Genomic DNA, 25,843 nt, shown 5'->3' on the forward strand with positions numbered 1-25,843 from the left:
CGATGGAATTGGATGGATTAAAACAAGAGTTAAAGGTGCTGATGATTGAAGCGTGCGAAAAAGACGTTACGCCTGAAGAGATAGAAGATGGGGCACCTTTGTTTGGAATGGAAGGCGCGTTGCAGCTTGATTCTATCGATGCGCTGCAAGTGTCCATGGCCCTTTCGGAGCGTTATGGGGTTGAAGTGACGGACAGTAAAAAAATGCGCGCCATTATGGTGAGTGTTCAAACCCTTGCAGAGTACATACATAAGGAGCGCAAACGCTAATGAGGTGTTATATTACGGGCTATAGCATGCGCTCTTCCTTGGGGGCTTCGGTGCAAGAAGTGGCAAAGACCATCGTTCGCCTTGATGGGGAAAGCTATGAAAAAGAGATTCGCACCTTGCGCCATCATGAGACGTGCTATGCTATGCCAACCCCGCATCCTACCGCGCGAGAGAAATTTTACGGGGTGATTGAAGAAGAAGTGCGCAAGGTGATTAAAACGGCAGGACTTAGCCCCTTGGAGTGCGAGGAGTTAGCTATTTTTATTGGCTCGACGTCTATGAGCATGCCTGTGAACGAGGCTGCTTATGAAGCACGCATTGCTTTGGGTGAAGAGGGGGCGTGTGAACATCTAGGCTATGGGCACTTTGGCAGTTTTGTTGAGGGCATTGTCGGTTCAGGGCATAAGGCGGTACTCTTTTCCACCGCGTGTACGTCTGGCGCCAACGCCTTGTGCTATGGGGCAAAGATGCTTCGCCAAGGGGCTATCAAGCGGGCGTTAGTGCTTGGTGTTGAGCTGTTTAATCGGGCGACTTTTGAGGGATTTTCCTCCTTGCTTTTACTTTCAAAGGAGGGCATGTACCGCCCTTTTGACCGCAGAAGCGACGGGATTATTTTAGGGGAAGGGTGTTCGGTCTTGCTTCTTGAAACCTCTCCTAGGCACGCGGATGATTTTTACTACATGGGTTCGGCAAGCAATTGCGACAGCACCAGTGAAACCACCAGCGACCCCTCAGGCGTTCCTATCTTTGAGGCCATGCATGGGGCGCTAGAGGATGCGGGCATCTCCTTGAGCGAAGTAGATGCTATCAAGGCGCACGCAACAGGGAGTGAGAACAATACGGTTTCAGAAGTGAATGCGCTGTTGAAGTTGTTTCACGTCCATGGCTGTACCTCGCCAGTGAGTGCCATGAAGCCTTTTTTGGGCCACACATTAGGGGCGAGTGGTACTAATGAAATCGCCTTGATGCTAGCATGCGCAAAGGAAGGGTTTGTGCCTGCAGTGTTGGGTTTTGAAACGCCAATGTTGGATTTTGCCCCCTTGCGCACCCCGTTAAAAGACCTTAAAAAAGCCACATTTTTATTTAATTTTATTGCCTTTGGTGGAAGCAATACCGCCATTGTGTTAAGCAATCAATAAGAGGGTTGTGATGTTTTTTCACGCAGATTATGAACTCTTGGACCAGACCCGCTCTACTCAAGCGTACAAGCAAGAGGTGGCAAAATTAACTCCAGTGGGCATGCGCCGCGCAAATCGCTTTAATTTACTGGCGGTGTATGGTGCCCTCCAGTGCAACACAGGCGTTGCGTTGTCAAAAAATACCCACGTCTACGTGGCGACAGAGTATGGCCCCGTGGGGAGTTTGATGGGGGTGTTGGGACAGATGCAAAAGGGGTATCTTGCCCCTTTTGATTTTCTGGGCTTAAACACCAATGCCAGTTTTTACGTGGCCAAAGCCTTGGGGTTGCAAGGACGGCACATGATGTTAACCTCCCATGATGTTTCCTTGGAAAAAGCCCTGCATCTTGCCCATGTGGACATGAGGGCAGGGGAGGTGGAGGCTGTTTTGGTGGGGCTTGTGGATGAAACGCTTTTGGGGGTGCCAAGGTTTGAACACTGCATTACCAATGTGGCGGAGGGATGCGTGGATAAAAGCATGTGGTTTTATGCAACCACCCAGCCCAAAGGAGCTAAGGCGGAAGCGGTGATGTTTCAAGAAACGAACATGCAAGGGTTGCTTAAGGAAGATTGTTTTGGTTACACGCGGGTCAATGTAAGCGCTTTTGCCGCTAAAAATACGGCATTGTTAGCAGGGCTTAAACATGCTAACAAAACCCTCACAACGATGAGTTTAGCCAAAGCATTGGGGCAAAACAGTTTCTTACATGTAAGCCAAGATAGCCTTGGAAAAATGATAGCTATAGGAATAAAACAGTGTTCCTAATGGATTTTTTTCAAAAGGGTAAATCCCCTTTTTTCGTGCGTTGCCGCTTCTTGCAAAAGGGCGGAGGGGTTTAGGGAGGCAAGGAGGCGCGTCTCCTTGCTTGCTTGAGCGCAGGCAAGGGCAAAACGGCGCAAAGTGTTGCCTGAGTCTATTAGGCATTGTTGTGCTTCGTCGAGCATGTCCCCATTGAGTCCGTACGCTTTTGCCTCTTGCAAAAAAGCGGCATACATAAACCGAAATCCCCCGCCCCCTGTGCCTATCTCTTCTTGCATGCGAATGATGTGAGTGAGGAAATTTTTGATGTGTCTTGGGTTGGATTCTTGGTGCAAGGTGGCAATTTTTTGGGCAAGTTTTTCCATCCCTTTGACGCCCGCGTAAGGAAAAGGCGTGAGCATGGTTTTGGCATTTTGGCGTAGGGCGCGTTGCAGAGCAAAGGGGAGGTTTGGCTCCTTGGTTTGGGTTTGCGGGTAATACAAAAACCCCTTAGGCGCAAAGGCACCTTTGGCAAAGCGCGCACGCATCAAGTCCTCTCTTTTACACCGCACAGGTGCTTCAAATACAGGGTCGGAGATGAGGTACTCTTCTCCCTCTACGCCGTAAACTACGAGGTTGTGGGCATTAAAATGAAACCGCATCTCTTTGGGAAAATAAGGCAAATAATACACCCCTGTTTGTAGCCCGACAATCTTCCCCTCTTCTAAAAGCGTTGCAAGATGTTCATCTGCTTGTGCAGGAGAGGTGTAATGGTGTTTTTGCATCTTTACATGTAAGGCATTCTGGGTGCGTTTGATGATAGTTTTGGGCAAGCTTCGGTACGCGATGAGGGGCAAGCCGTTGACTTTCACAATGGGCAAAAAAGCAAAGGAAAGGGAACTGGTGAGGCCAAAAATCATGGGTTCACTAATGGGGTAGCCGTAGGCGCTAAGCAAGGTTGAGAGGGCACCGCTTTCGCAGTGGGCGGATTGGGTATGGGAAAAGGTCATGAGAAGTCTTTGAGTTCTTGTAAAGAGAGGTTAAAAAGCGCGGCGTATTTGCCAAGGGTGGCATCGTTGAGCTTTTTAAAATGTTTCATGCGCAGGTGCCGTTTGACGCGAAAGGCAAAAAAACCCACCGCGCTTGCTAGGGTGGGCACGTCCATGCGGTTGGCGTACATGTAATACAAAAGGGGCGAGGCGTCGCCTTGGCGGAATTGTTCAAGGGCTGTGCGTTGTTGAAGTTCGTATTCTTCCACGGCGACTTTGGTGGCAAACTCTTCAACGCTGCTGCCGTAGTTGTATTTGTGAAAGTTTCCTTCTTCATCGGTAGCGTACATGACCTTTTGAATGCCCTCCAAGGTCGCGTTTGGTTCTTGAGGAATGTCAATGCGCGTCGCCACTACACAACCTTTAAAAGCATGAAGCCCGTTGAAAAACGTCCACTCTCGGGAACGTAACACAAAAGGGTTTGGCCTTTGCAAAGCGCGCGGGTGCGAAGCAGTTCTTCAAGCATGATGTAAATGGACGCGGCTCCGGTGTTGCCGCATTGGGTGAGGTTGGTGAACCATTTTTCATAAGGGATTTCAAACTCGGCTTCTTGTAGCCCCGCAAAAAGCTTCTCTTTGAAAAAATGCGAAGAGTAATGGGGGAGAAAATAGTCAACTTCTGTGGGTGCAAGTTTCCGCTTGGAAAGGATGGCGCGAAGGGGCTTAACCACGGTGTATTCGACAATGTTGTCATTTAGTAGCTTCACATCTTGGCCGATGCTAAGGAGGGATTTTTCCATCACTTCTTCTTGGGGGTACTGTTTCCAACTGATGAGTTTTCCCTCTTTTAACTCCCCGCCACTGTACATACATGTAGGCATTTCTCCCGCGTAAGAGAGCACTTCAATCCACTCTATTTTTAGGGAAATACCTTTGGGATTGGGGGTGTTTTGAAGGAGTATAGCGCCTGCGCCATCGGAGAGCATCCAGCGTAAAAAGTCCTTTTCAAAGGCAAGGGTGGGTTGTTTTTCAAGAAGTTCCCACGAAGCGGATTCTTCGGTGAAATTTTTTGCGCTCAAGAGGGGTGAGACGACCTCAGAACCCGTGGCGATGCCATTGGGAAGTTCTCCGCTTTTGATGCCATAGTAGAGGTATTTGAGCGCATTAATGCCACTGAGGCAAATCCCCGAAGCACTGAGGGTTTCAAGGGGATGAAGTCCCAGTTCGCCGTGTACCATGAGGGTGTGGTTTGGCATGAGTTGGTCGGGGGTGGTAGTGCCGCAGGAAAGGCAGGCAAGCTCATGAAGGGAGAACGTGGCACTTTGGAGTTTTGTAATGGCACTGGCGGTGAGTTGCGCGTTGGTAAACAGAGGGATTTGGGTCTCTTTTTCAAGGACATAATAGCGCTGTTTGATGCCATTGCTACGCAAGACAATGTTTTTTGCCTTGGATTTTTTGCCGCCGATGTACCCAAGGTAGGCTTCCATCTCGTCGTTGCTAATGGGCGCGTTGGGTAGAGATACTTGAATGTCATTGATGTAAACGTTAGGCATTGGGTAAAAATTCCTCTATGCGATGCTGTCCGTTGCCAGAAGGGCGTTCGTAAAATGCTTTTTCTTTCAAAACCCGCGCTTTGTTAAGCTTTCGCAGGATGCTTTGAAGGAGCATGTTTAGTGGAACAACGGTAAGAATCATTAAGATTAAAAAAAGTGTGTAAAAGAGTATAAACACCTTTCGCTTTGCCTCTTCTTTTTTGGAGAATTTTTGAATGCATTTTCCCCAAATATGAAAGCTTTTGGTGCCGATTTTTTCACTGTTGATGAGTTTTTGGTCGACTTCAACCGCCCCCAAACCTTCGCATAAGGGCAAAAAAGACTTCTCTTTGTCATTGGCTAACCCCGCTTTGATGGCATACCCAAAGCGCACACTCTTAGCGATGTCTGTTTCACTGATGCCCGCTTGAGGGAAAATGCCCCACAGGGCATCTTTTTTCCCGCTCATCATCCACCTCGGCGTAGTGATAAAAGTGGCAAACGCGTTGCCTTGGTCTACTAGCACGATATTGTCAATCACTTTTGCCCCAAGGGGTTGTAAGAGGGTTTTCATCTTCTCTTGCGCCATAATCCACATATTGCGGCACCCAATGAGGGTGATAACAGGAGTATTTAACAGCACTTTTTTAGCGTAATCAGATGTTAAAAAAGAGGTCATGGGAATAGAGGGTGACAAAAACCACGGTTGGTACGCCAAGATAACAAGGTCATAATGTTTTTCGGGTAAGGAAAAAGGTTCAAGGGGGCAAGGCGTGAGGGCCACTGCTTCTGGAAAGGTGCCCATGAAGGTCAAAAAATCCCACGGAAAAGGAAAGGGTTTAAGAGGTTTGAGTTCCAAATAATCCACCCCACAAGCATCCTCCAAGGGCCCGACAACTGTTTTAACCAAGCGGGAAAGTTGGCCGCTTTGGGAATAATAAACGACTAAAATCTGTTTCATGGGCACATCCTATCGTGTTTCTTGACCGTGCACTAAGTGGTCGTTAATGGTGCATAAAGAGTAGATAAACCGTGAAGGTCTTGAGACGACAAAGGGTTCTTGGGCACCGCTGTAAAGAGAAACACCGGCTAAGTTTAGAGTGGATGCGTGCAGGTGAATACGTCCTAAGATCTTACTTGCAGTGATGGAAACTTGCGCATTTTGAAGGCGTATGGGTTCGGCAAAGGGGGTAAGGGTGCTGTTTTCAATGCGCACGTCTGCGTTGATGATGACAAGGGAGCGGATGTGTGCATCGCGGATGAGTACATTGCGGGAGTTGTAGATGGCAAGTGTTTCAAAGGTGCCTGTGAGAATGTGGTCATTGGTGTTTTGTAGGGTTCCTGCTTGCACAGGTTCTGCTGGTTCGGGGGCATGCCAAGGGGTCGGAGCGAAGTGGTGGAAGTGTTCTTCTAAAAAAGTAAAAAAAGCTTTTTCATGGGTGAGCATGGGAAGATGGCCTGCCTCTTGGAGGGTATAAAAGGCAACATTGGGCATGTGTTTGTGGAGGACATAGCCTGTTTGGAGGGGCGCAACATCGTCTTTTTCTCCCCAAATAAGGGTGGTATTTTGCAAAACACGCTCAGGGATACCGTTAAAGGTGGTGTGGGCAAGGGCAAGGGCGGCGATGCTTGCAGGATTGCCTCGCAGGAGGGTTTGGCGTAGTTTTTCTGAGTTTAAAATACTCTGAGGGTCTATTGCGGAGGTGTTAAGACCTGTAGAGGCCCGCTGTAAGAAACGCCCTAGGGCGTGGGTGGGCAAGTGCCCCCCTAGGAGGTGGTCTTGGCTAAAGTTTTCTGCCTTTTGGTTGATGATAAAATTGCTGTAGGCTTTAGGGTGCAAAATCCCCGCCGCGCTGATAAGCACAAGGCTACGCACGTCTGCGCTGTAAGTGTGGGTGTGGTGTAGGGCAATAGCCGCTCCCATGGAATGCCCGATGAGGTGAAAAGGACGCCCGAGGTAGTGCTTGGTGAGGTGGTGCAAGAAAGTGCTGTAGTGTTGAGGAGAGTAGAGATGGTTTCCCTTGGAAGCCTCCCCAAAGCCTGGCAAATCAAAACGCACCACGTAAAACTCTTTTTCCAAAAACCTCACAGTAGCATCCCAGATAGTAGAGGCTTCATCTCCAAGGCCATGCACCAAGACAACAGGGGGATTGTTGGGGTTTCCTGCGGTGTGCACAGGGGTTGTGGCGTGAAAGACGGGGTCGTTGGTAAAAAAAGTGGTCTCGCCTAAGGCAAAAACCCAACACCACGCCACTAAAACAAGGACACGCATGGGTTACCCTTTGGGGTGGGCGATGGTGACAAAGCCTGTCGCCAAAAGGGTGTCATTTTGCAAGAGTGCCTTGAAGGCAAATTCCGACATCTCCCCTAGACACAACCGTTCTTCAATCCACAAAATGCACGTGGTGTCTGTGGGTTTTGCGTGGGCTTGCACCTCTTTGCACATCACCAAAAAGCCCATGAGAGGACTCCCTTCTTCTCTAAAAGCAGCGGTAGATTGCGCCGCGGCTTCCACGAGCATGGGGAGAGTAGGGGGCGTGGGAAAAACACACTGCACCCGCGCTTCTTTGGCGTGGCGGCTTAAGAGGGTTTGGGCAAAACGCACGGGGGGAAGGTGAGGAAGGTTCACAGGTCTATCTTTAGCACGGGAGTGGAAAGGGAAGGGGCGTGTTGGGCAATGTAGAGCATGTGGCTAAGGGACGCGCTCACCCCTTTGGTGGTGCTAGGTTGTAAGGTGAGGTTGGCCTCTTTGGTGGTGTGTCGGACAAGCAGCGCAACACCGCCCTCTAAGACGTCAATACAACGGTTGACTTGGTCAATGCGGGGAATGTTTAACGCTTCAAGGCACACAAGCACAAGGGCATCTCCGTCCATGGCTTTAATAGCACCCATTTTAAGAATGGCTGTTGCGGTGGAGTCGCCGCAAGAGAGGGTCATGCTTTCGTGATGGTTTCCTTCAAGAATGGAAACATAGGAAGCCGGAGTGTTGTAGACAGAATTTTGAAAATCGGTTGGGCTTGGGGCGTTGTGGTCTTTGAGGGCATCTAAGATGGCCGCAGAAGCGCCAAGCTCCCCAAAGGCACTGCCAAAAACCATGCGGTGGCGCGTGGTGAGGTCGAGTTTGGAGAGTAATTCGATAGCGATTTTTGCGCTTCGTGTGAGCCGCCGGCGCATGAGCATGTTGGGCACAAGAGTGGCTGTATGAAGGGTCTCAATCGTTGGATTTCCTAGTAAGTACGCGCTTTTTAAAATCTCTACATGTAAGGCCATTAGGCGCGTCCAAACAAAAGGGAAGTGTTGTTGCCCCCAAAGGCCAAGGAGTTACTTAAGGCGTAATGCAAAGGTGTATCAATGGCCTTGGTGGGAAAGGTGAGGTCTTGGCTGATGGGGTCTTGTAGATTGGTGTTGGGAGGAACGCGCCCTTGGAGTAATGCTTGGGTACAAATGATGGCTTCGATGGCCCCCGCAGCACCCAAAGTGTGGCCCGTGATGGATTTGGTAGAACTGACAAAGGGGCGGTTTCCAAAAAGGGCGCTAATGGCAATCGCTTCGCTAGCATCGTTAGCAAGGGTGCCTGTACCGTGAGCGTTAATGTACTCCACGGCTTGCGGGTCAAGGGTACCAAGGGCTTGGCGCATGGCCGCAAGGGCCCCTCGTCCCTCAGGGGAAGGTTGGGTCATGTGGTGTGCGTCACAGCTGTAGCCTACGCCTACAAGCTCCACACTGTGTTCGTGGGGCGTGTCTTGAAGGAGTAACACCCCAAGACCCTCGGCCACGTTCATGCCCTCTCTGTGGGTGTCAAAAGGCTTACAAGGGGCGGATGCGAGCACGCCAAGGGCATCAAAACCATGGATGGTTGTTTGGGAGAGGGTGTCAAAGCCCACCACTAAAACATTGTGAAAAAGTCCTTTTTGAAGCACTTCAAGGGCAAAACCAAGGGCATTAGCACTAGAGGTGCACGCGGTAGAAAAGGAAAAAACATCCTTAAAGGTAAAAAAGGGTTTTAAGCGGTGCGCGATGGCATCGATGGTATGCAAGGCAGGGGTGATGTGTTTGTAGTGGTGGTCTTGGAAAAAGAGCATTTCACTGTGCTGCATCCCTCCCACCGAAGAGCCAACCAACAAGAGTGTGTCAGAAAAATCCGTCAAATTGCTCTCACTCAAAACCTTCTTACATGTAAGGTGTAACAAGGTGTCAATAGCGTAAGGCGTGTGGATTTTTCCTAGTGCGACCGTTTTGCCACCGGGGTCTTTTTCAACGCAAGAAATGCCCGAAGCGTGGGTGCAGATGTTGTGAAAAAGAGCCTCATTTGTTTCGCCCGCACAACAGACAACGTGGGTGTGGTTGATGTAGGCCTTATTGTGGGGCATTGATAAAATCAGCCAAGCTCTTTACGGTTGCAAAAATCGTTTCGTAGTGTTTAGAATCGGCAATTTTTACGCCAAACTCTTTGTCAACAGCAAGGACAAGCTCAATGGAATCAACCGAGTCAAGTCCAAGCCCTTCTTCGCCAAAAAGTGCCATCGTGTCGTCAATATCATCAGGAGTAATGTCTTCAAGTTTAAGATTTCTAATGATCACTTCTTTAAGCGTTTGGGTGCTTACCATGAGGGAATTCCTTGCAAATTTTTTATGGGGAAGTTTACTTAAAGTTATCTTTATTATGACTAAAATACTTTTACATGTAAAGGTGATATTCCCCATTCTCAGGAGAAATTTAGAGTCGGAGGGATAAAATCCTGAAATTAATTATCAATCACAAAGAAAGGTTTAAATGAAGACACTAGATTCCCTTCCTGTGGGTGTTGCGGCGGTGATTACTTGTATCGATGCAAAAGAAGAGCTAAAACAACGGTTTTTTTCCTTTGGGGTGCGCAGGGGCAGTGAACTTTGCGTCAAAGCGGCGAGCGCAACCAACGCCACCATAGAGATTGAAGTGGGTGGAACGATGATTGCCCTGCGCCGTGAAGAAGCCAAAACCATCCAAGTGACTCCCGTATGTCCACTCTAACCATCGCCCTAGTGGGGCAACCCAATGTGGGCAAAAGTATGCTCATTAATTCCATCAGTAATGCTAACCTTCGGGTGGGAAACTTTTCGGGTGTAACGGTCGAAAAAGCCGAAGTGGTGTTGACACGCGGGGAAGATGAGATACGCATCATCGATTTACCTGGAAGTTACGCGCTAGGGGATTATACCCTTGAAGAGCGGGTAACCAAACGCTTTTTAGAAGAAGAGCCCTATGACCTTGTTTTAAACGTGGTAGATTCTACCAACCTTGAGCGCAACTTGCTTTTAACCACAGAACTCATGGAGCTTAACCATAAAATGGTGGTCGCGCTTAACATGAGTGATGAGGCCAAAAAAGAGGGAATTTCCATCGACCATGAGCAGCTTAGCGGCATCCTTGGCATCCCTTGTATGCCAGTTTCCGCCTTTACAAAAGAAGGGATAGAAGCGCTCATAGAGACGTGTTTGACTACCATTAAAACCTCACACCAAGCCCCAAAGATGAGTTATTCGGAGCCCGTGGAAGAAGAGATAGACCGTCTTGTGACCCTTTTGGGTGAAAAAGGGTTTGCCCACGCCAAACTCTCCGCGCGCGACGTGGCGGTGAAGTTGCTTCAAGAGAACAAAGCGCTGTACCAAGAGTTGCGCAATGAGCCCGTGTGGATTGAGGTGCTACCCGTGCTTCAAGAAGCGCTAGAGCATCTGTACGTGCATTATGACACCAAAAACCTCGTGGAAATTTTTTCAGAAGAGCGCTACGCGTATGCCAAAGGGGCGGTCACGGAAGTGTGTGAGACGATGCCTAAAAAGCAAAAAACCATGACTGAAAAGATTGACGGGGTGCTTATTCATAAGTTTTTTGGCATTCCTATTTTCTTGTTTTTTATGTGGGGATTGTTTCAACTCACCTTTACCCTAGGCGCTGTGCCCATGGACATGATTGATGCGCTTTTTGGGTACTTTGGCGACCAAGCGCGGGTGATTTTTGGCGATGGAGAGTTAGGCTCACTGGTTGCTGATGGCGCCATCGCGGGCGTGGGGGCTGTGGTGATGTTTTTGCCCAATATTATGATTTTATTTTTTGGCATCGCGCTTTTAGAAACCACGGGTTACATGGCGCGCGTAGCCTTTTTGCTGGATGGCTTTTTTCACCGCTTCGGTCTGCATGGCAAGTCGTTTATCCCCCTTGTCACGGGGTTTGGGTGTTCAGTGCCTGCGTACATGGCCGCGCGCACCCTTAAAAACGATAAAGACCGTTTGATTACGCTCTTTATCATCGGGTTTATGAGTTGTGGGGCAAAGTTGCCCGTGTATGTGCTCTTTGCGGGGGCATTTTTTGGTCCTGAAAAGGCGGGAAATGTGCTGTTTGTGATTTACATTGCGGGCGCACTTTTAGGCCTTGTGGCCGCAAAAGTCCTCAAAGCCTTTGTGTTTAAGGGCAAAGACGAACCTTTTGTTATGGAGATGCCAAAATACCGTTTACCTTCCGCAAAACTGGTATGGCACACGGTGATGGGTAAATCCCTTATGTACCTCAAAAAAGCAGGAACGTTTATCTTGGCGGCGTCTGTGCTGGTGTGGTTTGCGAGCAGTTACCCTAAAAACGAAGACTTAGAGAGTACGTATGAGCTTAAAATCGAACAAGCCCTAGAAGAAGAGCAAGCAACCCTTGCTAATGAACTGCAATCAGCCTTGTTGGCTCAAAGTTACCTGGGGCGCATTGGCCAATCCACAGAGTTTTTGTTTGCCCCTTTGGGATTTGACTGGAAACTGACCGTAGCTCTTGAGACGGGATTGGCGGCCAAGGAAGTCATCATCTCCACCATGGGGGTGCTCTATGCCCTTGGGGAAGAGGTGGATGAAGAAAGCGAGGGACTCATGGGTGTCTTGCAAGCAAGCATTCCCTTTCCTGTGGCCTTGTCGTTCATCACCTTTGTTATGTTTTACTTGCCGTGCCTTGCGGCTACGGTGGTCTTTACTAAGGAATCAGGAAGCTACCGTTATTTGGGATACCTCATCCTCTTTACGACCGCCGTGGCGTGGAGTGCTTCCTTTGTTGTCTACCGCGTGGCGTTATTGTTGAGCTAGTGTCGCCTCGCGCAGTGCTTCTTCTTCTTTGGAGTCATCATAGGGGTCGAGGTGGATGTTCATGTCCCACACCTCGTCTTCTTTGATGGCGCGGATTTTTGCTTCGATGTTATCCGTGGCTGCGTGGGCTTGCAAGAGGGATATTTTGGCGTTAAAAACAAGGTGCACATCCACGTAGCTTGTGTGGGCAGAGCGGCGGGTTTTGAGGTTGTGAAAACTGCTCACATCCGCCTCTTCTTCGATGATATGCACAATGCGCTCTACCACTTCTTCTTCCAGTGCCGCGTCAAGCAAAATGTACACCCCTTCTTTTACAAGCCTGTAAGCAGAGTGGATGATGTACAAAGCGATACCCACACCTACGATGGAATCAATCAGTTCAAATTCGGTGAAATAGACCACGCCTAGGGAAAACAGAATCGCCCCGTTACTAAAAACGTCGGTTTGGTAATGAAGGGCGTCAGACTTGATGACAAGACTCCCTGTTTTGTGCGCCACATAGCGCAAAAAAAGCACCAACGCAACGGTGATGCAAAGGGAGGCGAGCATGACAAGTGCTGAGATGTCCACGTGGGTCATCACTGTGCCATCATAGGCTTTTTTGAGTGCCGAGTAAAAAATAAACACACCTGAAATAGCGATGATGGTTCCCTCAATCACCGCGGCCAAGGCTTCGATTTTCCCGCGTCCGTAGTTAAAAAGCTCATCAGGCGGGGCTTCGGATTTATGAATAGCAAAATAATTAAACGCCGAGACGATGAGGTCAAGTACTGAGTCAATGGCAGAAGCTAAAACGGCCACAGACCCACTAACAAGCCCCACAGCGAGCTTGATAAACACAAGAAGCGTCGCCGTTGCGGTACTAACAAGGGTGGCTTTGCGGGCTAGGGTCATCGTGCGAAACGTTGCATGCACGCGCAGTGAAGGCTGCCGTGTTGGCGAATAAAAACCCTCGCATCTACGCCGACTACTTCAAGGTGCGGTAGGGCATGTTGCAGGGCTTTTAGGGCAACAGCGTCACTGGGTTGGTTGTACGTAGGTACGATGAGTCCGCCATTAACAAAGACGAAGTTAGCATAGGTAGCGGGTAAGCGGTGGTCATCGTACAAGATGGGCGTGGGAAGTGGGAGGGGAAGTAGGGAAAAATGGGTGCGTTTGAGCTCTTCCTCCATCTTTTTTAAGGGCCCAAAATGGCTATCATTGGGGTCTTTACATGTAACGTACGCGATGGTATCAGGCGTGATAAAACGGGCAAGGGTGTCGATGTGCGCGTCGGTGTCATCCCCTTCAAGGTGTCCATCATCAAGCCAGAGGATTTTGTCTAAGCCAAAAAGTTTGGCGAGTTTTTCCCCTAAGGCTTCTTTGGAGAGCATCCAGTTTCGGTTAGGATTTAAAAGGCAGGTGCTGGTGGTGAGCAACACGCCCTCGCCGTTACTCTCGATGCTTCCCCCTTCTAAAATCAGGTCTATTTTCTTACATGTACCCGCTAAGACCCTTTTGGCGTGCAAAAATTCGGTGATGGCGTTATCTAGGGAGCTTCCAAACTTGTCTCCCCAGGCATTAAAGGTAAAATCATAAGCCCGCATGAGGCCTGATTCTTCCACGTCAATGGGCCCAAAATCTCGAATCCACGTGTCGTTAAAACGGGCTTGTACGAGTTGCAGGTTGGGCAAATGGCCCAAGCGTTTTTTGGCTTTTTTGGCATCTTTGCACAGCAGAACAACCGGCTCAAAACGGGTGATGGCTTGTAAAAATTCCTCGTAAGCTTCTGTGATTTCTTCAAGGTAAGGGTTCCAGTCGGTATCTTCGTGGGGAAGGGCTAAGAGGAGGGCTTCGTGGGGTTCCCACTCGGCGGGTAATCGGTTCATCGGTTTCCTTGTGTGTTAGTGCCGAATTTTAACGCAGGCCCCTTGCTTTGTCAACCCGCTTTAGCCCAAGTTGTGTTACAATCAACCCACTTCTTTCACCAAGGGCAAGCGTTGTTAAGATACTTGAAAGAACCCAGCATTCATCAAACCACTCTTATTGTCATGATCTTCGCCGCCATCTTCGCCGCAACCTCCGCATTTGTGGTGATTTTCAATGAAAGCAAAGAGGTGGAAAAACAAATCCACGAAGCCAAAGAGCGCTACATTGCCACCCAAAAAGAACACAGCGTTGATGAAGCGTTGAAGCTTGTGCGCGTGTTGGGTTTTTTGCAAAATAGATTTCCCCAAGAGGAGCTTCCTGAAGCCATGCACGCTTTCATGAAAAGTGTGGTTGCAGGACGCCACACCTTTGCCTTGGTGGTGACAGATAAGGGGCAGGTGCTGTACAATCCTGAACATTTTTTTGTTACTCGCGAGGGCAAAGATGCCTTTTTGGAGCATGTACTGGGCTTGGAAGCCGAAGGGATGCACGAATTTACCGTAGGGGGGATGCCAGGATTGTTGTTCGTGCGTGAGGTAGCACCCTTGGGTTGGCGGGTAGCAAGCGGGGTTTATCTTGATGGCCTTCTTGGCGTGGTGGAGGCAAAAAAAGAAGAATCGCAGCAAAAGATTATGGCGTTTGTGCTGAAGATTGGGACGTTGACCTTGTTTTTGTACGTGGCGGGTTTGTTAAAATACCGCTATTTGACCCAGCGCATTACCAAAGACATTCGGGCGATTGATGCCGCCTTTAAGGAGGCACCCAGAACGTACCAATTTGTAGACGAGCGAGCGGTGACCTTTGTAGAATTTAAAGAAATTTCCATGCATGCCAATGCGATGATTGCAAAAATCAGAGAAAAAAACCGTGACCTCATCGCGCTCAATACCAATCTTGAAAAAATCGTTGAGGAAAAAACCAGTGCCCTGCAACGCTCCATCGCCTATACGCACGAGCTTTTAGAACAGCAAGACCGCTTTGTCAATAATGCCATTCATGAAATCAACACGCCACTGACCATCATGATGATGAATATCGAATTGCACAACCTCAAACTCCCCAAAACTCCCTATCTAACTAAGATTGAAGCGGCGGCGAAGGTGTTGGAAAATATTTACGAAGACTTGGGGTACGTGGTCAAAAAACACCACGCCCAATACCCCCAAAACACCTTAGATTTAGGAGCGTTTTTGCAAGAGCGTTTGGCCTATTTTCAAGATGTTGCCGAGGGGAATGATGTGTTCTTTACATGTAAGGCAGGTGAGGGCTTACATGTAAGGTTTAACGAGGTGGAATTGCAACGGATTGTGGACAATAACCTCTCAAATGCCATCAAATACGCCAAGGTTGGTACCAAGATTGAGGTGGAGCTTTTGGATGAAACGGCGCACTGCGTGTTGCGCATCACCAACAGGGGCAATACTATTGCTCATCCTGAAAAATTGTTTGAGCGCTACTACCGCGAAGATAAGGCCAGAGGCGGATTTGGGTTGGGGCTTAATATCGTTAAGGAGATTTGTGATGCCCATGGCGTCGAGATTTGCGTGCGCTCTTGCGAGGGTGTCACCGTGTTTGAGTACCGTTTTGCAAAGGAGCGTGTGTGAAGATTTTATTGCTCGAAGATGAAATCATGCTGTGTCGGACTATCGAAGAGTATTTGCGTGATTTGGGCCATCATGTGGTAGGGGTTAATGACGGGGCTGTGGCCTTGGAGCACCTTGAAAAAGAGCGGTTTGATTTGTTGATTTTTGATATTAACGTTCCGTGTTTCACGGGCCTTGAGTTGGCCGATCGCATGAAAAACTTGGGGGTTGTAGCGCCTGTGATTTTTATCAGTGCGCTCATTGATATTGAAAAAATTTCCCAAGCCTTTGAACTGGGCGCGGCAGATTACCTCAAAAAACCCTTTCATCTTAAGGAATTAGGACTTCGGGTGGATAAAATCAAGCGGGAATTTCAAATCAAAAACCCCAACCACGTGATTTTAAGCGAAGGTTACCGATATTTTAAGGAAGAAGAAGAGCTCTATTTTCACAAAACACCTGTGAGCCTAACGAAAAAACAACGCCAAATCCTGACGCTTTTGTGCGAAAACATTGATGCTATTGTGGATTTTGAGCGCTTTCGCAGTTTTGTGTGGAATGATGAACCTGTGGATAACGCGACCATTCGCGCGGAAATTAGCCGTTTTAGAAAATTATTAAAAGAGGATTTTATAGTAAATATTAAAGGAATTGGATACAAGGTGAGCCGTTACTATCGCCAGAATTGACCCCTTTGTTACTCGCCTACCCATGATAAGAGAAAATACTGTGTAGATTATTCTCACTTCATGGAAATGCTACGGTTTTGCTACGTCTGTTTGGTACAGTTTTTCCTATGAATGATTTAAGGAGAGCTCGTGAATCAAGAGATTTACGCCCGCGTCAGGGCCAATCCAAAGTTCCAACTTCTTGTTCAAAAACGCTCCCGCTTAGCATGGAGCCTTGCTGCTGTGATGCTAGGATTTTATTACACCTTTATTCTCATTATCGCCTTTTCCCCTGAAGTGCTTGGCATACGCCTTGGGGAGGGCGTGATGACCCTTGGTATTCCTGTTGGGGTTGGACTCATTTTACTGGCTTTTATACTTACGGGCATCTACGTGCAAAGAGCCAATAGCGAGTTTGACACCCTTACGCGCGAAATCAAAGAAGAAGCAAGGGGTGAGGCATGAGAGTGGTGTTGCTTTTGGGTATGGGGACACTGTACGCCTTTGGCGCGGATGCCATGGAGGGAAAAGGGGCAAATATTGCTGCGGTTGTGATGTTTTTGGCCTTTGTGTGCGGGACCCTTGGCATCACGTATTGGGCGGCAAAACGCACCAAAACCGCCAAAGATTTTTACACCGCGGGCGGGGGCATTACGGGGTTTCAAAATGGCCTTGCGATTGCGGGGGATTACATGTCGGCCGCGTCGTTTCTGGGCATTTCTGGGCTAGTGTACCTCAAAGGCTATGACGGGTTGATTTATTCTATCGGGTTTTTAGTGGGGTGGCCGGTGATTTTATTTTTGGTTGCAGAACAGCTGCGCAACCTTGGCAAATACACCTTTGCAGACGTGGCGTCTTACCGTTTACGCCAGATGCCCATTCGCACCCTTGCGGCCTTTGGGTCGATTGCGACAGTGATTTTGTATTTGATTGCCCAAATGGTAGGCTCAGGGAAACTCATCCAAGTGTTGTTTGGGATTCCTTATGAACTTGCGGTGGTGTTGGTTGGGTTTTTGATGGTGATGTATGTGACCTTTGGGGGGATGCTTGCCACCACATGGGTGCAAATTATCAAAGCGGTGTTGTTGCTCTTGGGCGCGAGTTTCATGGCCTTTGTGGTGATGATGCACGTGGATTTTAGCATCGAAGGGCTGTTTGCAAGTGCGGTGGAAATTAAAAATGATGTGAGTATCATGCAACCAGGCGGTTTGGTGAGCGACCCCATTTCGGCCATCTCCCTTGGGATTGCGCTTATGTTTGGCACCGCAGGCTTGCCCCATATTTTGATGCGTTTTTTCACGGTGCAAGACGCTAAAGAAGCGCGCAAATCGGTTTTTTACGCGACAGGGTTTATTGGGTATTTTTACATTTTAACCTTCATTATTGGCTTTGGAGCGATTGTCTTGTTGCTGGGAAACCCTGCGTACATGGACAGCGTGAGTGGCGATTTGTTTGGTGGGAATAATATGGCGGCGATTCACTTAAGCCACGCTGTTGGCGGGGATTTGTTTCTAGGCTTTATTTCCGCAGTGGCTTTTGCAACGATTTTGGCCGTGGTTTCGGGGCTTACTTTGGCTGGCGCTTCGGCCATTAGCCATGATTTGTACGCCAGTGTATGGGCTAAGGGCGAAGTGAACCAAATGCGAGAGATTCGCATCTCCAAATACGCCACAGTAGGCATTGGTGTGCTAGCGATTGTGTTTGGCATTGCGTTTGAAAATCAAAACATTGCGTTTATGGTTGGCCTCGCCTTTGCGATTGCTGCTAGTGCGAATTTCCCTATCCTTTTTCTTTCGATGTATTGGAAAGGATTAACCACGCGTGGCGCGGTTGTTGGGGGAAGTTTGGGGCTGGCTACGGCCATAGTGTTGGTGATTTTAGGCCCCATCGTCTGGGGTGAGATTTTCCACGGGGATGCGTCAAAGGCGATTTTCCCTTACCAATACCCCGCACTTTTTTCAGTGAGTGTGGCGTTTTTTGGGATTTGGTTGTTTTCTACCCTTGATACCAGTGCGTCAGCGCAAAAAGAAAAATTGGCTTACGAAGACCAATTTGTGCGTTCACAAACGGGAATCGGAGCAGAAGGAACGCTGAGCCATTAGGCTTACATGTAAAGGTTCTCTTCGGAGATTTTTGAAGGCATCACCTCTTTTTTTTGTGTGAAAACAGAGGTGATGCCTTCAAAAGACATCATTAGGCAAATTTACCAAAGGAGTGCTAATGTCACAAATATTTGAACCCAATCGCGCCTTTGCGAAAGAGGCACGCATTAAAAATATGTGTGAGTACAAAGAGCTACGCTTGCAAGCGAATGAAGATTATGAGGGATATTGGGGCAAGTTAGCCCAAGAAAAACTCGATTGGTTTGAGCCGTTTCATACGGTGCTCGACCAAAGCAACCCCCCTTTTTACAAGTGGTTTTTGGGTGGTAAGCTCAACGTTACGCACCAATGCATCGGGCGTCACCTCAAAACCCGAAAAAACAAAGCCGCTATCATTTGGGAGGGGGAAGACGGTTCGCGCCGTATTATTCCCTACTTGTTGCTTTACTACCGTGTCAACCGTTTTGCCAATTTGCTCAAGCATAAATTTGGTATCAAAAAAGGTGACCGCGTGGTGCTGTATATGCCCATGATTCCAGAAGCCGCTTTTGCCATGCTAGCGTGTGCAAAGATTGGCGCGATTCACTCGGTGGTGTTTGGAGGGTTTTCGGCCGAAGCGCTCAAAGACCGCATCATTGACGCGGAAGCCAAACTTGTCATCACAGCTGATGGTGCTTACCGACGTGGCACGCCGTATTTGCTAAAACCCATGGTCGATAAAGCCCTTGAAGAAGGTGCGGGCGAGGTGTGCAAGCAAGTCTTGGTAGTAAAGCGCAACTTTGAACATATTGACATGGTTGAGGGGCGTGATTTTGTTTACAACGATTTGATTCACCTTGAGTCTCAGCACTGTGAACCCGAAGTGATGGACGCGGAAGACCCGCTCTTTTTGCTTTACACCTCAGGCAGTACAGGCAAACCCAAAGGGGTGCAACACAACAGCGCGGGCTATATCTTGTGGGCGCAGTACACCATGGAGCACGTGTTTGATGTGAAGGAAAATGACACCTTTTGGTGCACCGCAGACATCGGGTGGATTACAGGGCATACCTACCTTGTGTACGGACCTTTGGCTATGGGTGCAACGACAGTGATGTACGAGGGCGTGCCTCAGCATCCTAATATCGGTCGTTGGTGGAACATGATTGAAGAACTTCGCATTAACCAGTTTTACACTGCGCCTACGGCGATTCGTTTGCTTCATAAACTCGGGCCTGATGAGCCTGCCAAGTACGACCTTAGCAGTCTTAAGGTATTGGGCACGGTGGGCGAGCCTATTAACCCCGATGCGTGGATGTGGTATTACAATGAAATCGGTGGCGGGCGTTGTCCGATTGTCGATACATGGTGGCAAACAGAAACGGGCGGCCATATGATTACCCCGCTTCCTGGGGCTACACCCATTAAACCAGGATCCGCAACCTTCCCACTGCCAGGCATTATGGCAGAAATCATGGACGAAGAGGGCAGCCCAACGCCCGTGGGCGAAAAGGGCTTCTTGTGCATCACAAAGCCGTGGCCATCGATGATTCGCAACATTTGGGGAGACCCTGCACGCTTTGAAAAGTCCTACTTTGGGGATTGCAAGAAGAATGGAAAACCTGTCTACTTTACAGGCGATGGGGCCATGTACGACGAAGATGGGTACATCATCATCACAGGCCGAACGGACGATGTTATCAACGTTTCAGGACACCGTATGGGCACAGCGGAGATTGAAGCAGCTATTGGTGACCATCCCAATGTAGCAGAAATGGCAGTAGTGGGAAGACCTGATCCTATCAAAGGCGAAGGCGTGTTTGCTTATGTGGTTGTCAAAAAAGAGGAAGATAAAATAAGTCTTCTCAAATCACTCAATACGATTATCATTAAAGAGATTGGGCCGATTGCGAAGATTGATGACATTTTGATGGTCTCGGGACTTCCTAAAACGCGCAGTGGCAAGATTATGCGCCGTATCTTGCGCTCTATCGCTAAAGGTGAAGCGATTACCCAAGACACATCAACCCTTGAGGACCCAAGCGTGGTGGAAGAGATTGAAGTGCTCTACAAGAACATGGCCTAGTGTCACACCAATATTAGATGGAAAAAGTATAATGACAAAAATTTTGGAGGGTACCATGAAAAATCATAAAGTGGTCGACATGAAAATTACGTACGAACCGGATAATATGACTGCAGAACAGGTGAAGGAGCTTGAAGACAAGATTGCAGAATTTATTGAATTTGTAAAAAATAATAAATTCACCAAAGTCCTTGCCAAGCGTCACAATGTGGCTGTAGATATTATGATTGATGAGTATGGCATCGAGATAGACTAGCCTCTTTGGGCAAGCCTTTAGGGGTTTGCCCGTTTTTTCCTTCGGCTTTTAACCATTCCGTAGAGAGTGATTCCAATCCAAAATACTTCGATCAAAAACGACCCCAAATTAAAATGTACAAAAAGTGAAATGATGAGTAAGATGGCACCGATGAGGTTGAGCCATTGGTAGAGGGCATCGCTCTTGTGGACTTTTTCAGCTTGAATGAGAAAATACGCATACACCACGCATGCCATCCCAAAAAAACCAATCCATTGAAATACGTCTAAAGAAAGTAACACTGTGGGTTCCTTAAAAAAGTAATCAGAAAGAAAAGAAGAGGGGGTTACATGTAAAGAAGAGGTGAGGCCCCGCGAAGGGAGCCTCAGGGGGCACTACATCATGCCGCCCATTCCACCCATGCCGCCCATGTCAGGCATTGCAGGAGCAGCTTTATCTTCTTTGATTTCACTTACCGTTGCTTCAGTGGTAAGAAGAAGGCTTGCTACAGAAACAGCGTTTTGAAGGGCTACACGTGCCACTTTAACAGGGTCAATGATGCCCGCTTCAAACATGTCTACAAATTCGCCATTGGCTGCGTTGAAGCCAAAGTTTTCGTTTGTGTTACTCTCAACAGCGTTGACAACGACACCCGCGTCAAACCCTGCATTGATAGCAATCTGGCGAAGGGGTGCACTAAGAGCGCGGCCCACGATTTCTGCGCCGATGGCTTCATCACCGCTAAGGCTAAGGTTAAGTTTTGCTTTAGCGCGAAGCAATGCCGCACCGCCACCAATCACAATACCTTCTTCAACCGCAGCTTTTGTTGCAGAAAGAGCGTCATCGACACGGTCTTTTTTCTCTTTCATTTCGATTTCAGTAGAAGCGCCCACTTTGATAACGGCGATACCGCCACTAAGTTTTGCTAGACGCTCTTGCATTTTTTCTTTGTCATAATCGCTGGTGGTGTCAGCCATTTGCGCTTTGATTTGACTCACGCGTGCTGTGATGGCTTCTTTAGCGCCCGCACCATCCACGATAGTGGTGTTGTCTTTGTCAATCACAACGCTTGCAGCTTGTCCAAGGTCAGCCAAAGTGGCGCTCTCAAGGGTTCGTCCTAATTCTTCGCTAATAACCTGTCCACCGGTGAGGATAGCAAGGTCTTCAAGCATTGCTTTGCGGCGATCGCCAAAACCAGGAGCTTTAACCGCACTGATGTTAAGCACACCACGAAGTTTGTTTACAACAAGGGTTGCAAGGGCTTCGCCTTCGATGTCTTCAGCGATGATAAGGAGGGGTTTGCCTGTTTTTTGTACTTGTTCAAGCACAGGAAGCAAGTCTTTAAGGTTGGAAACTTTTTTGTCAAACAATAAAATGTAAGGGTGGTCAAGGACTGCTTGCATTTTTTCAGGGTTGGTGACAAAGTAAGGAGAAAGGTAACCGCGGTCAAACTGCATACCCTCAACCACGTCAAGTTCGTCTTGGATGCCTTTGGCTTCTTCTACAGTAATGACGCCATCTTTGCCTACTTTTTCCATTGCATCAGCAATGAGTGTACCGATTTTGCTATCAGAGTTTGCAGAAATGGTCGCTACTTGTGCGATCTCTTTTTTGTCTTTCACTTCACGGGCGATTTTCTTAAGCTCCGCGATAATCGCTTCAGCTGCTTTGTCCATGCCGCGTTTTACTTCGATAGGGTTTGCACCTGCGGTGATGTTGCGAAGGCCTTCTTTGAAGATGGCGTGGGCTAGAACGGTCGCGGTAGTAGTACCATCGCCCGCTTCATCAGCGGTTTTACTTGCCACTTCTTTAACCAGTTGAGCACCCATGTTTTCGATAGCATTTTTAAGCTCGATTTCTTTAGCCACAGAAACGCCGTCTTTAGTGATGCTAGGTGCGCCAAAACTTTTTTGGATAAGCACGTTGCGACCACGTGGTCCCATGGTAACTTTAACAGCATCGTTTAGTTTTTTAACGCCTTCGTAAAGTTCGTTACGTGCGGTGTCTGAATAGTGAATTTCTTTTGCCATTGGTATTCTCCTTAGTTAATTGTAAGTATTGGGGTTATTTGATGACGCCAAGAACGTCTTTTGTCTCAAGGACAAGGTATTCTTTGCCGCCAATGGAGATTTCAGTGCCAGAGTATTTTCCGAAAACCACTTTGTCTTCCACAGACACAAGGCCCTTGTCTTCTACTTTCTTACTAACGGCACGTACAATGCCACTCAAAGGCTTCTCTTTTGCGTTGTCAGGTATAATAATACCTGATGCAGTGGTGGTTGGTTCTTCGATACGCTCAACCAATACGCGGTGACCTAGGGGTTGAAAGTTCATGTTTTTGTCCTTCCTTATGGTAGTGATTTTGAATTTTTAGCACTCATAAAATTTGAGTGATGAAATTATACGACATTTTTAGTCTTAAGTCAACAGTTTTTTGCAAAAATATCACAATACTTTAGTCTAAGTGACTCACATATTCTGAGTTTACTTGTTAAGTTAAAGGAGAAGTTATGCGTGTAGTCGCCATTATAATAGGTGCGGTGCTGGTGCTCATGGGCGTGGTGTATGGGGTTCTTTTTACGCAAGTTGGCAACAACCTTGTGCGTCCGTATCTTGAAAAAAAAGCCTCTCAATCCCTTGGAAAAAAGGTAGACATTCGGGAGTTTTCACTGCGTTTTTCTTCCCTTTTAGCGGTGCTAAACGTAGAGGAGAGCGCAACACTGGAGGTAAAAGGGACCTTTAATCTTTTTGACCAACGTTTCGCGCTGGATTATGACATCCAAGCCCAAGGGCTTGAGACCCCTGTGATGGTGATTCAAGAGAAATTGACATTAATGGGCGAGGCGAAAGGTTTTGTGCATGATTTTGTTGTCCAAGGGATAGGGAAGGCTTTTGGGTCGGATATTGCCTACGAAGTAACCCTTAAAGAGAAGATGTTGAACGCGGCACAAGTAGAAGCCAAAGACCTTGACGTGGGCCAAATACTAGAACTCTTGGGGCAGCCGCGCTTTATCGAAGGAAGGGTGAGTGTGGAAGCGCACACTGCACAATCTGGAACGCTAGTGGGTAAGGTGACGCTTTTAGATGGCTTGGTTAACGCGGCGCGTGTGCAAGAACATTACGGCGTGGCCTTGCCGCCAAAAGTGACCTATGTGGGCGAGCTTCATGCTGTACTAAAAGACAAAGAACTTGAGGCCAAGGGGGCGCTTGTAAGCTCTCTTGCTGAGGTGCGTTTTCCTGTGGTTCAAGCCAATATAGAAACGCTAGCATGGAATGCCCTAATGCGCGTGGTGGTGCCAAACCTTGCTTTGCTTGAATCTCTCGTAGGAATGCCTTTGGCGGGAAATTTAGCCTTAGATGCTACCTTAAAAGGAGTCAAAGAAGAGTTGCGCGCTGAGGTTTCAACGGCCTCTTTGGGCGGATTGATAAGCGTGTTTTATGAGAATGATGCTTTGGATGTGAGCATGGAGAATGTGGCTTTGGAAGAAATCTTGATGCGCCTAGGCAAGCCGCGTTATAGCAAAGGGGCCTTACATGTAAAGGCAAAACTCACGCAAGTAAGCCAGGCAACGCGAAAGGGAACCGTGGCTTTTAGATTGGCCAATGGTGTTCCCAATGCCGCTGAGATTTTGGAACTTTTTGGGGTCGAGCTTCCTGCTAAGATGACCTATGGGGCCACGATGGATGCTTCTTTGGCGGGGGAAAACGTGGAGTTTGTGAGTGAGGTTGTGAGTTCTGTGGGGACCTTGCGTACGACACAAGGACAGGGTGATTTAAAAGCGGGGGCGTTAAATACAAAATACCAGTTACATGTAGAGGAATTGCTTGCGCTAAAACCCCTCACAAAACAAGCCTTGCATGGCGCTTTTGCGATGAATGGAGAAGTGGGGGTTGATGAACATGGCGCGCGGGCTCGGGGTGAGACGGAAGTATTGGGAGGCAAAAGTAGTTTTGTGTTTGCCAATGAACAGCTAGACGCGGAGTTGGCGGGTGTTGTGTTTGAACGCTTGAGCGCATTGCTAGATGTGCCCTATGTTTTTGAGTCAGTGGGCAACGCAACGCTTGTGTACAATGTTGCTAAAGATACGGGTGCGTTTCAAGCCGCGTTTCCCCAAGGGCGCTTAGTGGAGAGTGAATTGACGCGCTTGGTGCAAGTGGCCACGGGGTTTAACCTCACGCGGGAATTGTATGAAAACACGACGCTTGAAGGGAAGATTTCCCCCACGAGTGTCACTTTTGACCTGCTAATGAAAGCAGAACAGAGCCAGTTGAGCGTTTCGCAAGGAACGCTTGGGCGCGAAAATGAGCAACTGCGCGTGCCCTTTGACATCGTGGTGCAAAAGAAAGACCTCAGCGGTGTCATCGAAGGAAAGATGCAAAACCCACGCGTGAGCATCAAAGCATCCCAGTATATTCAAAAGAAACTGGACAAAGAGATTGAAAAACATGTTCCAGACGAAGCAAAAGGACTTGTTCGGGATTTATTAAAGCTATTTTAATCAAAACATAAGGGGTGGCGGTATATAATGCCATCCTCATTTTAGGTGGCTAGGTAGCTCAGCTGGTTAGAGCGCTGGTCTCATAAGCCGGAGGTCGGGGGTTCGAGTCCCCCCCTCGCCACCATCTTCAAAACCCCTTCAAATCGACGTTTAAACCACTTCTTCCACAAAAGAAATTTACCACACAAAAACACCTTACCGCACTATTTACCGCACTTAAAAAATCAAAGTATTCCAAAACCCCACTTCGACTATTTATTTTTTTAAATCTCACTTTTTTCCAAAAAATCCAGCAAAATTAATTTATTTTTTTAAGTTTTATTCTCAAAAATAGCCAAAAACACTCAAAAACACTCAAAAATCACTTGCATTTCTCCCAAAAAACACTCTTTTTTCAAAAGTTTTTCCTCAAAAAAATCAAAAAAAATGCTTTTTTCCAAAAAATCAAAAGCCCTAAATTTGGGGAAATCATAACTTCAGATTATATAACTGTTATATAACTTTTATATAACTTTTATATAAGAAATATATAACGAAAAGCCCTAAATCAAGGGATTCTGCGCCAATGAATTCAGGCGAAAAATCGAAAAACATGTCATGATTTCGGCATCAAAATCGAAAAAGGAGAAAAGATGAGCTTTTCGCAAAAAGACAGAAAAATATCCTCCATCGAGTTGGAGGCAAAGGGCTTGAGCATCGGCGACATAGAGGTCATTCCGCCCCTGCGCCAAAGCACACAAGCGGGGCTTCGGTGCAAAAGAGTCCTTCCGTACTTCAAGATTGGGGGTCGAGTATACTATCAACAAAGTGAACTCGTCGCATGGGCAGAGGGTCAAAAAGTGGCAGTCAGGTCGTTGCGAGCGACGATAGAGCTCCCCTCAGCAGAGAAAGTTTCCGAGGCTTGAACTGCGAGAAGGGAGCGAGGAGAAAACACCGTTGAGGGTGTTGGTCTGCAATTGTACCAAAATCCCTCCAAAAT

The 25,843-nt window shown here is 47.9% G+C and carries 27 protein-coding genes and 1 tRNA gene; 14 read left to right on the forward strand and 14 right to left on the reverse strand.

The genetic code is table 11. The features are described from left to right. The first annotated feature begins 2 nt into the window (after window positions 1-2). From AC5SLM_RS10960 to AC5SLM_RS10970, 3 genes are read left to right on the forward strand one after another with little or no spacing between them, the layout of a single operon-like run. On the forward strand, window positions 3-269 hold the full coding sequence (locus AC5SLM_RS10960) for a phosphopantetheine-binding protein (protein WP_495251002.1): 267 nt from the start codon (window positions 3-5) through the stop codon (window positions 267-269). After that, the gene (locus tag AC5SLM_RS10965; RefSeq protein ID WP_495251003.1) at window positions 269-1,408 is read left to right on the forward strand and encodes a beta-ketoacyl synthase N-terminal-like domain-containing protein; all 1,140 of its coding nucleotides are present in this window, start codon (window positions 269-271) and stop codon (window positions 1,406-1,408) included. The genes AC5SLM_RS10960 and AC5SLM_RS10965 overlap by 1 nt, the downstream gene beginning before the upstream one ends. A 7-nt stretch (window positions 1,409-1,415) precedes the next feature. Beyond that, complete coding sequence (locus AC5SLM_RS10970) at window positions 1,416-2,213, forward strand: hypothetical protein (RefSeq protein ID WP_495251004.1); 798 nt, start codon at window positions 1,416-1,418, stop codon at window positions 2,211-2,213. Here the strand turns inward: AC5SLM_RS10970 and darH are convergent. From darH to AC5SLM_RS11015, 9 genes are read right to left on the reverse strand one after another with little or no spacing between them, the layout of a single operon-like run. Continuing rightward, window positions 2,210-3,196, reverse strand: coding sequence for a BtrH-related acyltransferase DarH (darH, locus tag AC5SLM_RS10975; protein ID WP_495251005.1), 987 nt, complete (start codon window positions 3,194-3,196; stop codon window positions 2,210-2,212). The two genes, AC5SLM_RS10970 and darH, sit on opposite strands and share 4 nt — an antisense overlap. Beyond that, window positions 3,193-3,588: a DarG family dialkylresorcinol biosynthesis protein gene (locus AC5SLM_RS10980; RefSeq protein WP_495251006.1), complete on the reverse strand. Its 396-nt coding sequence runs from the start codon at window positions 3,586-3,588 to the stop codon at window positions 3,193-3,195. Before AC5SLM_RS10980 ends, darH begins: the two co-directional genes overlap by 4 nt. Continuing rightward, entirely contained in the window at window positions 3,588-4,727 is a 1,140-nt protein-coding gene (locus AC5SLM_RS10985; RefSeq protein ID WP_495251007.1) for a beta-ketoacyl-ACP synthase III, read from the reverse strand. Before AC5SLM_RS10985 ends, AC5SLM_RS10980 begins: the two co-directional genes overlap by 1 nt. Further along, window positions 4,720-5,667 (reverse strand): dialkylresorcinol condensing enzyme, encoded by a 948-nt coding sequence (locus tag AC5SLM_RS10990; protein ID WP_495251008.1) that lies wholly within the window; start codon window positions 5,665-5,667, stop codon window positions 4,720-4,722. The genes AC5SLM_RS10985 and AC5SLM_RS10990 overlap by 8 nt, the downstream gene beginning before the upstream one ends. Before the next feature lie 9 nt (window positions 5,668-5,676). Further along, a complete protein-coding gene (locus tag AC5SLM_RS10995) occupies window positions 5,677-6,978 on the reverse strand; it encodes an alpha/beta fold hydrolase (RefSeq protein WP_495251009.1) in 1,302 nt (433 codons plus the stop codon). A gap of 3 nt (window positions 6,979-6,981) precedes the next feature. Then, complete coding sequence (locus AC5SLM_RS11000) at window positions 6,982-7,335, reverse strand: hypothetical protein (RefSeq protein WP_495251010.1); 354 nt, start codon at window positions 7,333-7,335, stop codon at window positions 6,982-6,984. Beyond that, complete coding sequence (locus AC5SLM_RS11005) at window positions 7,332-7,976, reverse strand: beta-ketoacyl synthase chain length factor (RefSeq protein WP_495251011.1); 645 nt, start codon at window positions 7,974-7,976, stop codon at window positions 7,332-7,334. The genes AC5SLM_RS11000 and AC5SLM_RS11005 overlap by 4 nt, the downstream gene beginning before the upstream one ends. Beyond that, entirely contained in the window at window positions 7,976-9,076 is a 1,101-nt protein-coding gene (locus AC5SLM_RS11010; RefSeq protein ID WP_495251012.1) for a beta-ketoacyl-[acyl-carrier-protein] synthase family protein, read from the reverse strand. Before AC5SLM_RS11010 ends, AC5SLM_RS11005 begins: the two co-directional genes overlap by 1 nt. Next, the gene (locus AC5SLM_RS11015; protein ID WP_495251013.1) at window positions 9,063-9,314 is read right to left on the reverse strand and encodes a phosphopantetheine-binding protein; all 252 of its coding nucleotides are present in this window, start codon (window positions 9,312-9,314) and stop codon (window positions 9,063-9,065) included. Before AC5SLM_RS11015 ends, AC5SLM_RS11010 begins: the two co-directional genes overlap by 14 nt. Window positions 9,315-9,480: 166 nt before the next feature. On the opposite strand from AC5SLM_RS11015, the gene AC5SLM_RS11020 reads away from it, so the two are divergent. Continuing rightward, entirely contained in the window at window positions 9,481-9,717 is a 237-nt protein-coding gene (locus AC5SLM_RS11020) for a FeoA family protein (RefSeq protein ID WP_495251014.1), read from the forward strand. Continuing rightward, a complete protein-coding gene (gene feoB / locus AC5SLM_RS11025; RefSeq protein WP_495251015.1) occupies window positions 9,705-11,804 on the forward strand; it encodes a ferrous iron transport protein B in 2,100 nt (699 codons plus the stop codon). Before AC5SLM_RS11020 ends, feoB begins: the two co-directional genes overlap by 13 nt. Here feoB and AC5SLM_RS11030 read toward each other — a convergent pair. Next, window positions 11,790-12,698 (reverse strand): cation diffusion facilitator family transporter, encoded by a 909-nt coding sequence (locus AC5SLM_RS11030; protein ID WP_495251016.1) that lies wholly within the window; start codon window positions 12,696-12,698, stop codon window positions 11,790-11,792. The genes feoB and AC5SLM_RS11030 overlap by 15 nt on opposite strands. Beyond that, window positions 12,695-13,672, reverse strand: coding sequence for an agmatine deiminase family protein (locus AC5SLM_RS11035; protein ID WP_495251017.1), 978 nt, complete (start codon window positions 13,670-13,672; stop codon window positions 12,695-12,697). The genes AC5SLM_RS11030 and AC5SLM_RS11035 overlap by 4 nt, the downstream gene beginning before the upstream one ends. Before the next feature lie 111 nt (window positions 13,673-13,783). Here AC5SLM_RS11035 and AC5SLM_RS11040 point away from each other — a divergent pair, with 111 nt between their 5' ends. The 6 genes from AC5SLM_RS11040 to AC5SLM_RS11065 all read left to right on the forward strand — a co-directional run bounded on the left by AC5SLM_RS11040 (window position 13,784) and on the right by AC5SLM_RS11065 (window position 20,386). Then, window positions 13,784-15,316, forward strand: a complete 1,533-nt coding sequence (locus AC5SLM_RS11040) for a sensor histidine kinase (protein WP_495251018.1) — start codon at window positions 13,784-13,786, stop codon at window positions 15,314-15,316. Beyond that, the gene (locus AC5SLM_RS11045) at window positions 15,313-15,984 is read left to right on the forward strand and encodes a response regulator transcription factor (protein ID WP_495251019.1); all 672 of its coding nucleotides are present in this window, start codon (window positions 15,313-15,315) and stop codon (window positions 15,982-15,984) included. Before AC5SLM_RS11040 ends, AC5SLM_RS11045 begins: the two co-directional genes overlap by 4 nt. A 129-nt stretch (window positions 15,985-16,113) precedes the next feature. Beyond that, window positions 16,114-16,428, forward strand: coding sequence for a DUF485 domain-containing protein (locus AC5SLM_RS11050; RefSeq protein ID WP_495251020.1), 315 nt, complete (start codon window positions 16,114-16,116; stop codon window positions 16,426-16,428). Further along, window positions 16,425-18,065, forward strand: a complete 1,641-nt coding sequence (locus AC5SLM_RS11055; RefSeq protein WP_495251021.1) for a cation acetate symporter — start codon at window positions 16,425-16,427, stop codon at window positions 18,063-18,065. The genes AC5SLM_RS11050 and AC5SLM_RS11055 overlap by 4 nt, the downstream gene beginning before the upstream one ends. Before the next feature lie 118 nt (window positions 18,066-18,183). Continuing rightward, window positions 18,184-20,130 (forward strand): acetate--CoA ligase, encoded by a 1,947-nt coding sequence (gene acs / locus AC5SLM_RS11060; protein WP_495251022.1) that lies wholly within the window; start codon window positions 18,184-18,186, stop codon window positions 20,128-20,130. Between the two features lie 106 nt (window positions 20,131-20,236). Next, window positions 20,237-20,386, forward strand: a complete 150-nt coding sequence (locus tag AC5SLM_RS11065; protein WP_495251023.1) for a hypothetical protein — start codon at window positions 20,237-20,239, stop codon at window positions 20,384-20,386. A gap of 17 nt (window positions 20,387-20,403) precedes the next feature. On the opposite strand, the gene AC5SLM_RS11070 is transcribed toward AC5SLM_RS11065, so the two are convergent. The 3 genes from AC5SLM_RS11070 to groES form a co-directional block, all read right to left on the reverse strand. Then, window positions 20,404-20,667, reverse strand: coding sequence for a CBU_0592 family membrane protein (locus AC5SLM_RS11070; RefSeq protein WP_495251024.1), 264 nt, complete (start codon window positions 20,665-20,667; stop codon window positions 20,404-20,406). A 93-nt stretch (window positions 20,668-20,760) separates the two neighbouring features. Next, window positions 20,761-22,395 carry a chaperonin GroEL gene (gene groL, locus AC5SLM_RS11075; protein WP_495251025.1) on the reverse strand — a complete coding sequence of 545 codons (1,635 nt, stop codon included), beginning with the start codon at window positions 22,393-22,395 and terminating at the stop codon, window positions 20,761-20,763. Window positions 22,396-22,429: 34 nt separating this feature from the next. After that, window positions 22,430-22,699, reverse strand: a complete 270-nt coding sequence (groES, locus tag AC5SLM_RS11080; protein WP_495251026.1) for a co-chaperone GroES — start codon at window positions 22,697-22,699, stop codon at window positions 22,430-22,432. 176 nt (window positions 22,700-22,875) lie between these two features. On the opposite strand from groES, the gene AC5SLM_RS11085 reads away from it, so the two are divergent. The 3 genes from AC5SLM_RS11085 (at window position 22,876) to AC5SLM_RS11095 (ending at window position 25,769) form a co-directional block, all read left to right on the forward strand. Continuing rightward, window positions 22,876-24,864, forward strand: coding sequence for an AsmA family protein (locus AC5SLM_RS11085; protein ID WP_495251027.1), 1,989 nt, complete (start codon window positions 22,876-22,878; stop codon window positions 24,862-24,864). Window positions 24,865-24,911: 47 nt separating this feature from the next. After that, window positions 24,912-24,988: transfer RNA gene (locus tag AC5SLM_RS11090), tRNA-Met, on the forward strand. A gap of 508 nt (window positions 24,989-25,496) precedes the next feature. After that, a complete protein-coding gene (locus AC5SLM_RS11095) occupies window positions 25,497-25,769 on the forward strand; it encodes a helix-turn-helix domain-containing protein (RefSeq protein WP_495251028.1) in 273 nt (90 codons plus the stop codon). Window positions 25,770-25,843: the final 74 nt, after the last annotated feature.

Source organism: Sulfurospirillum sp. HTRB-L1, assembly GCF_059415125.1.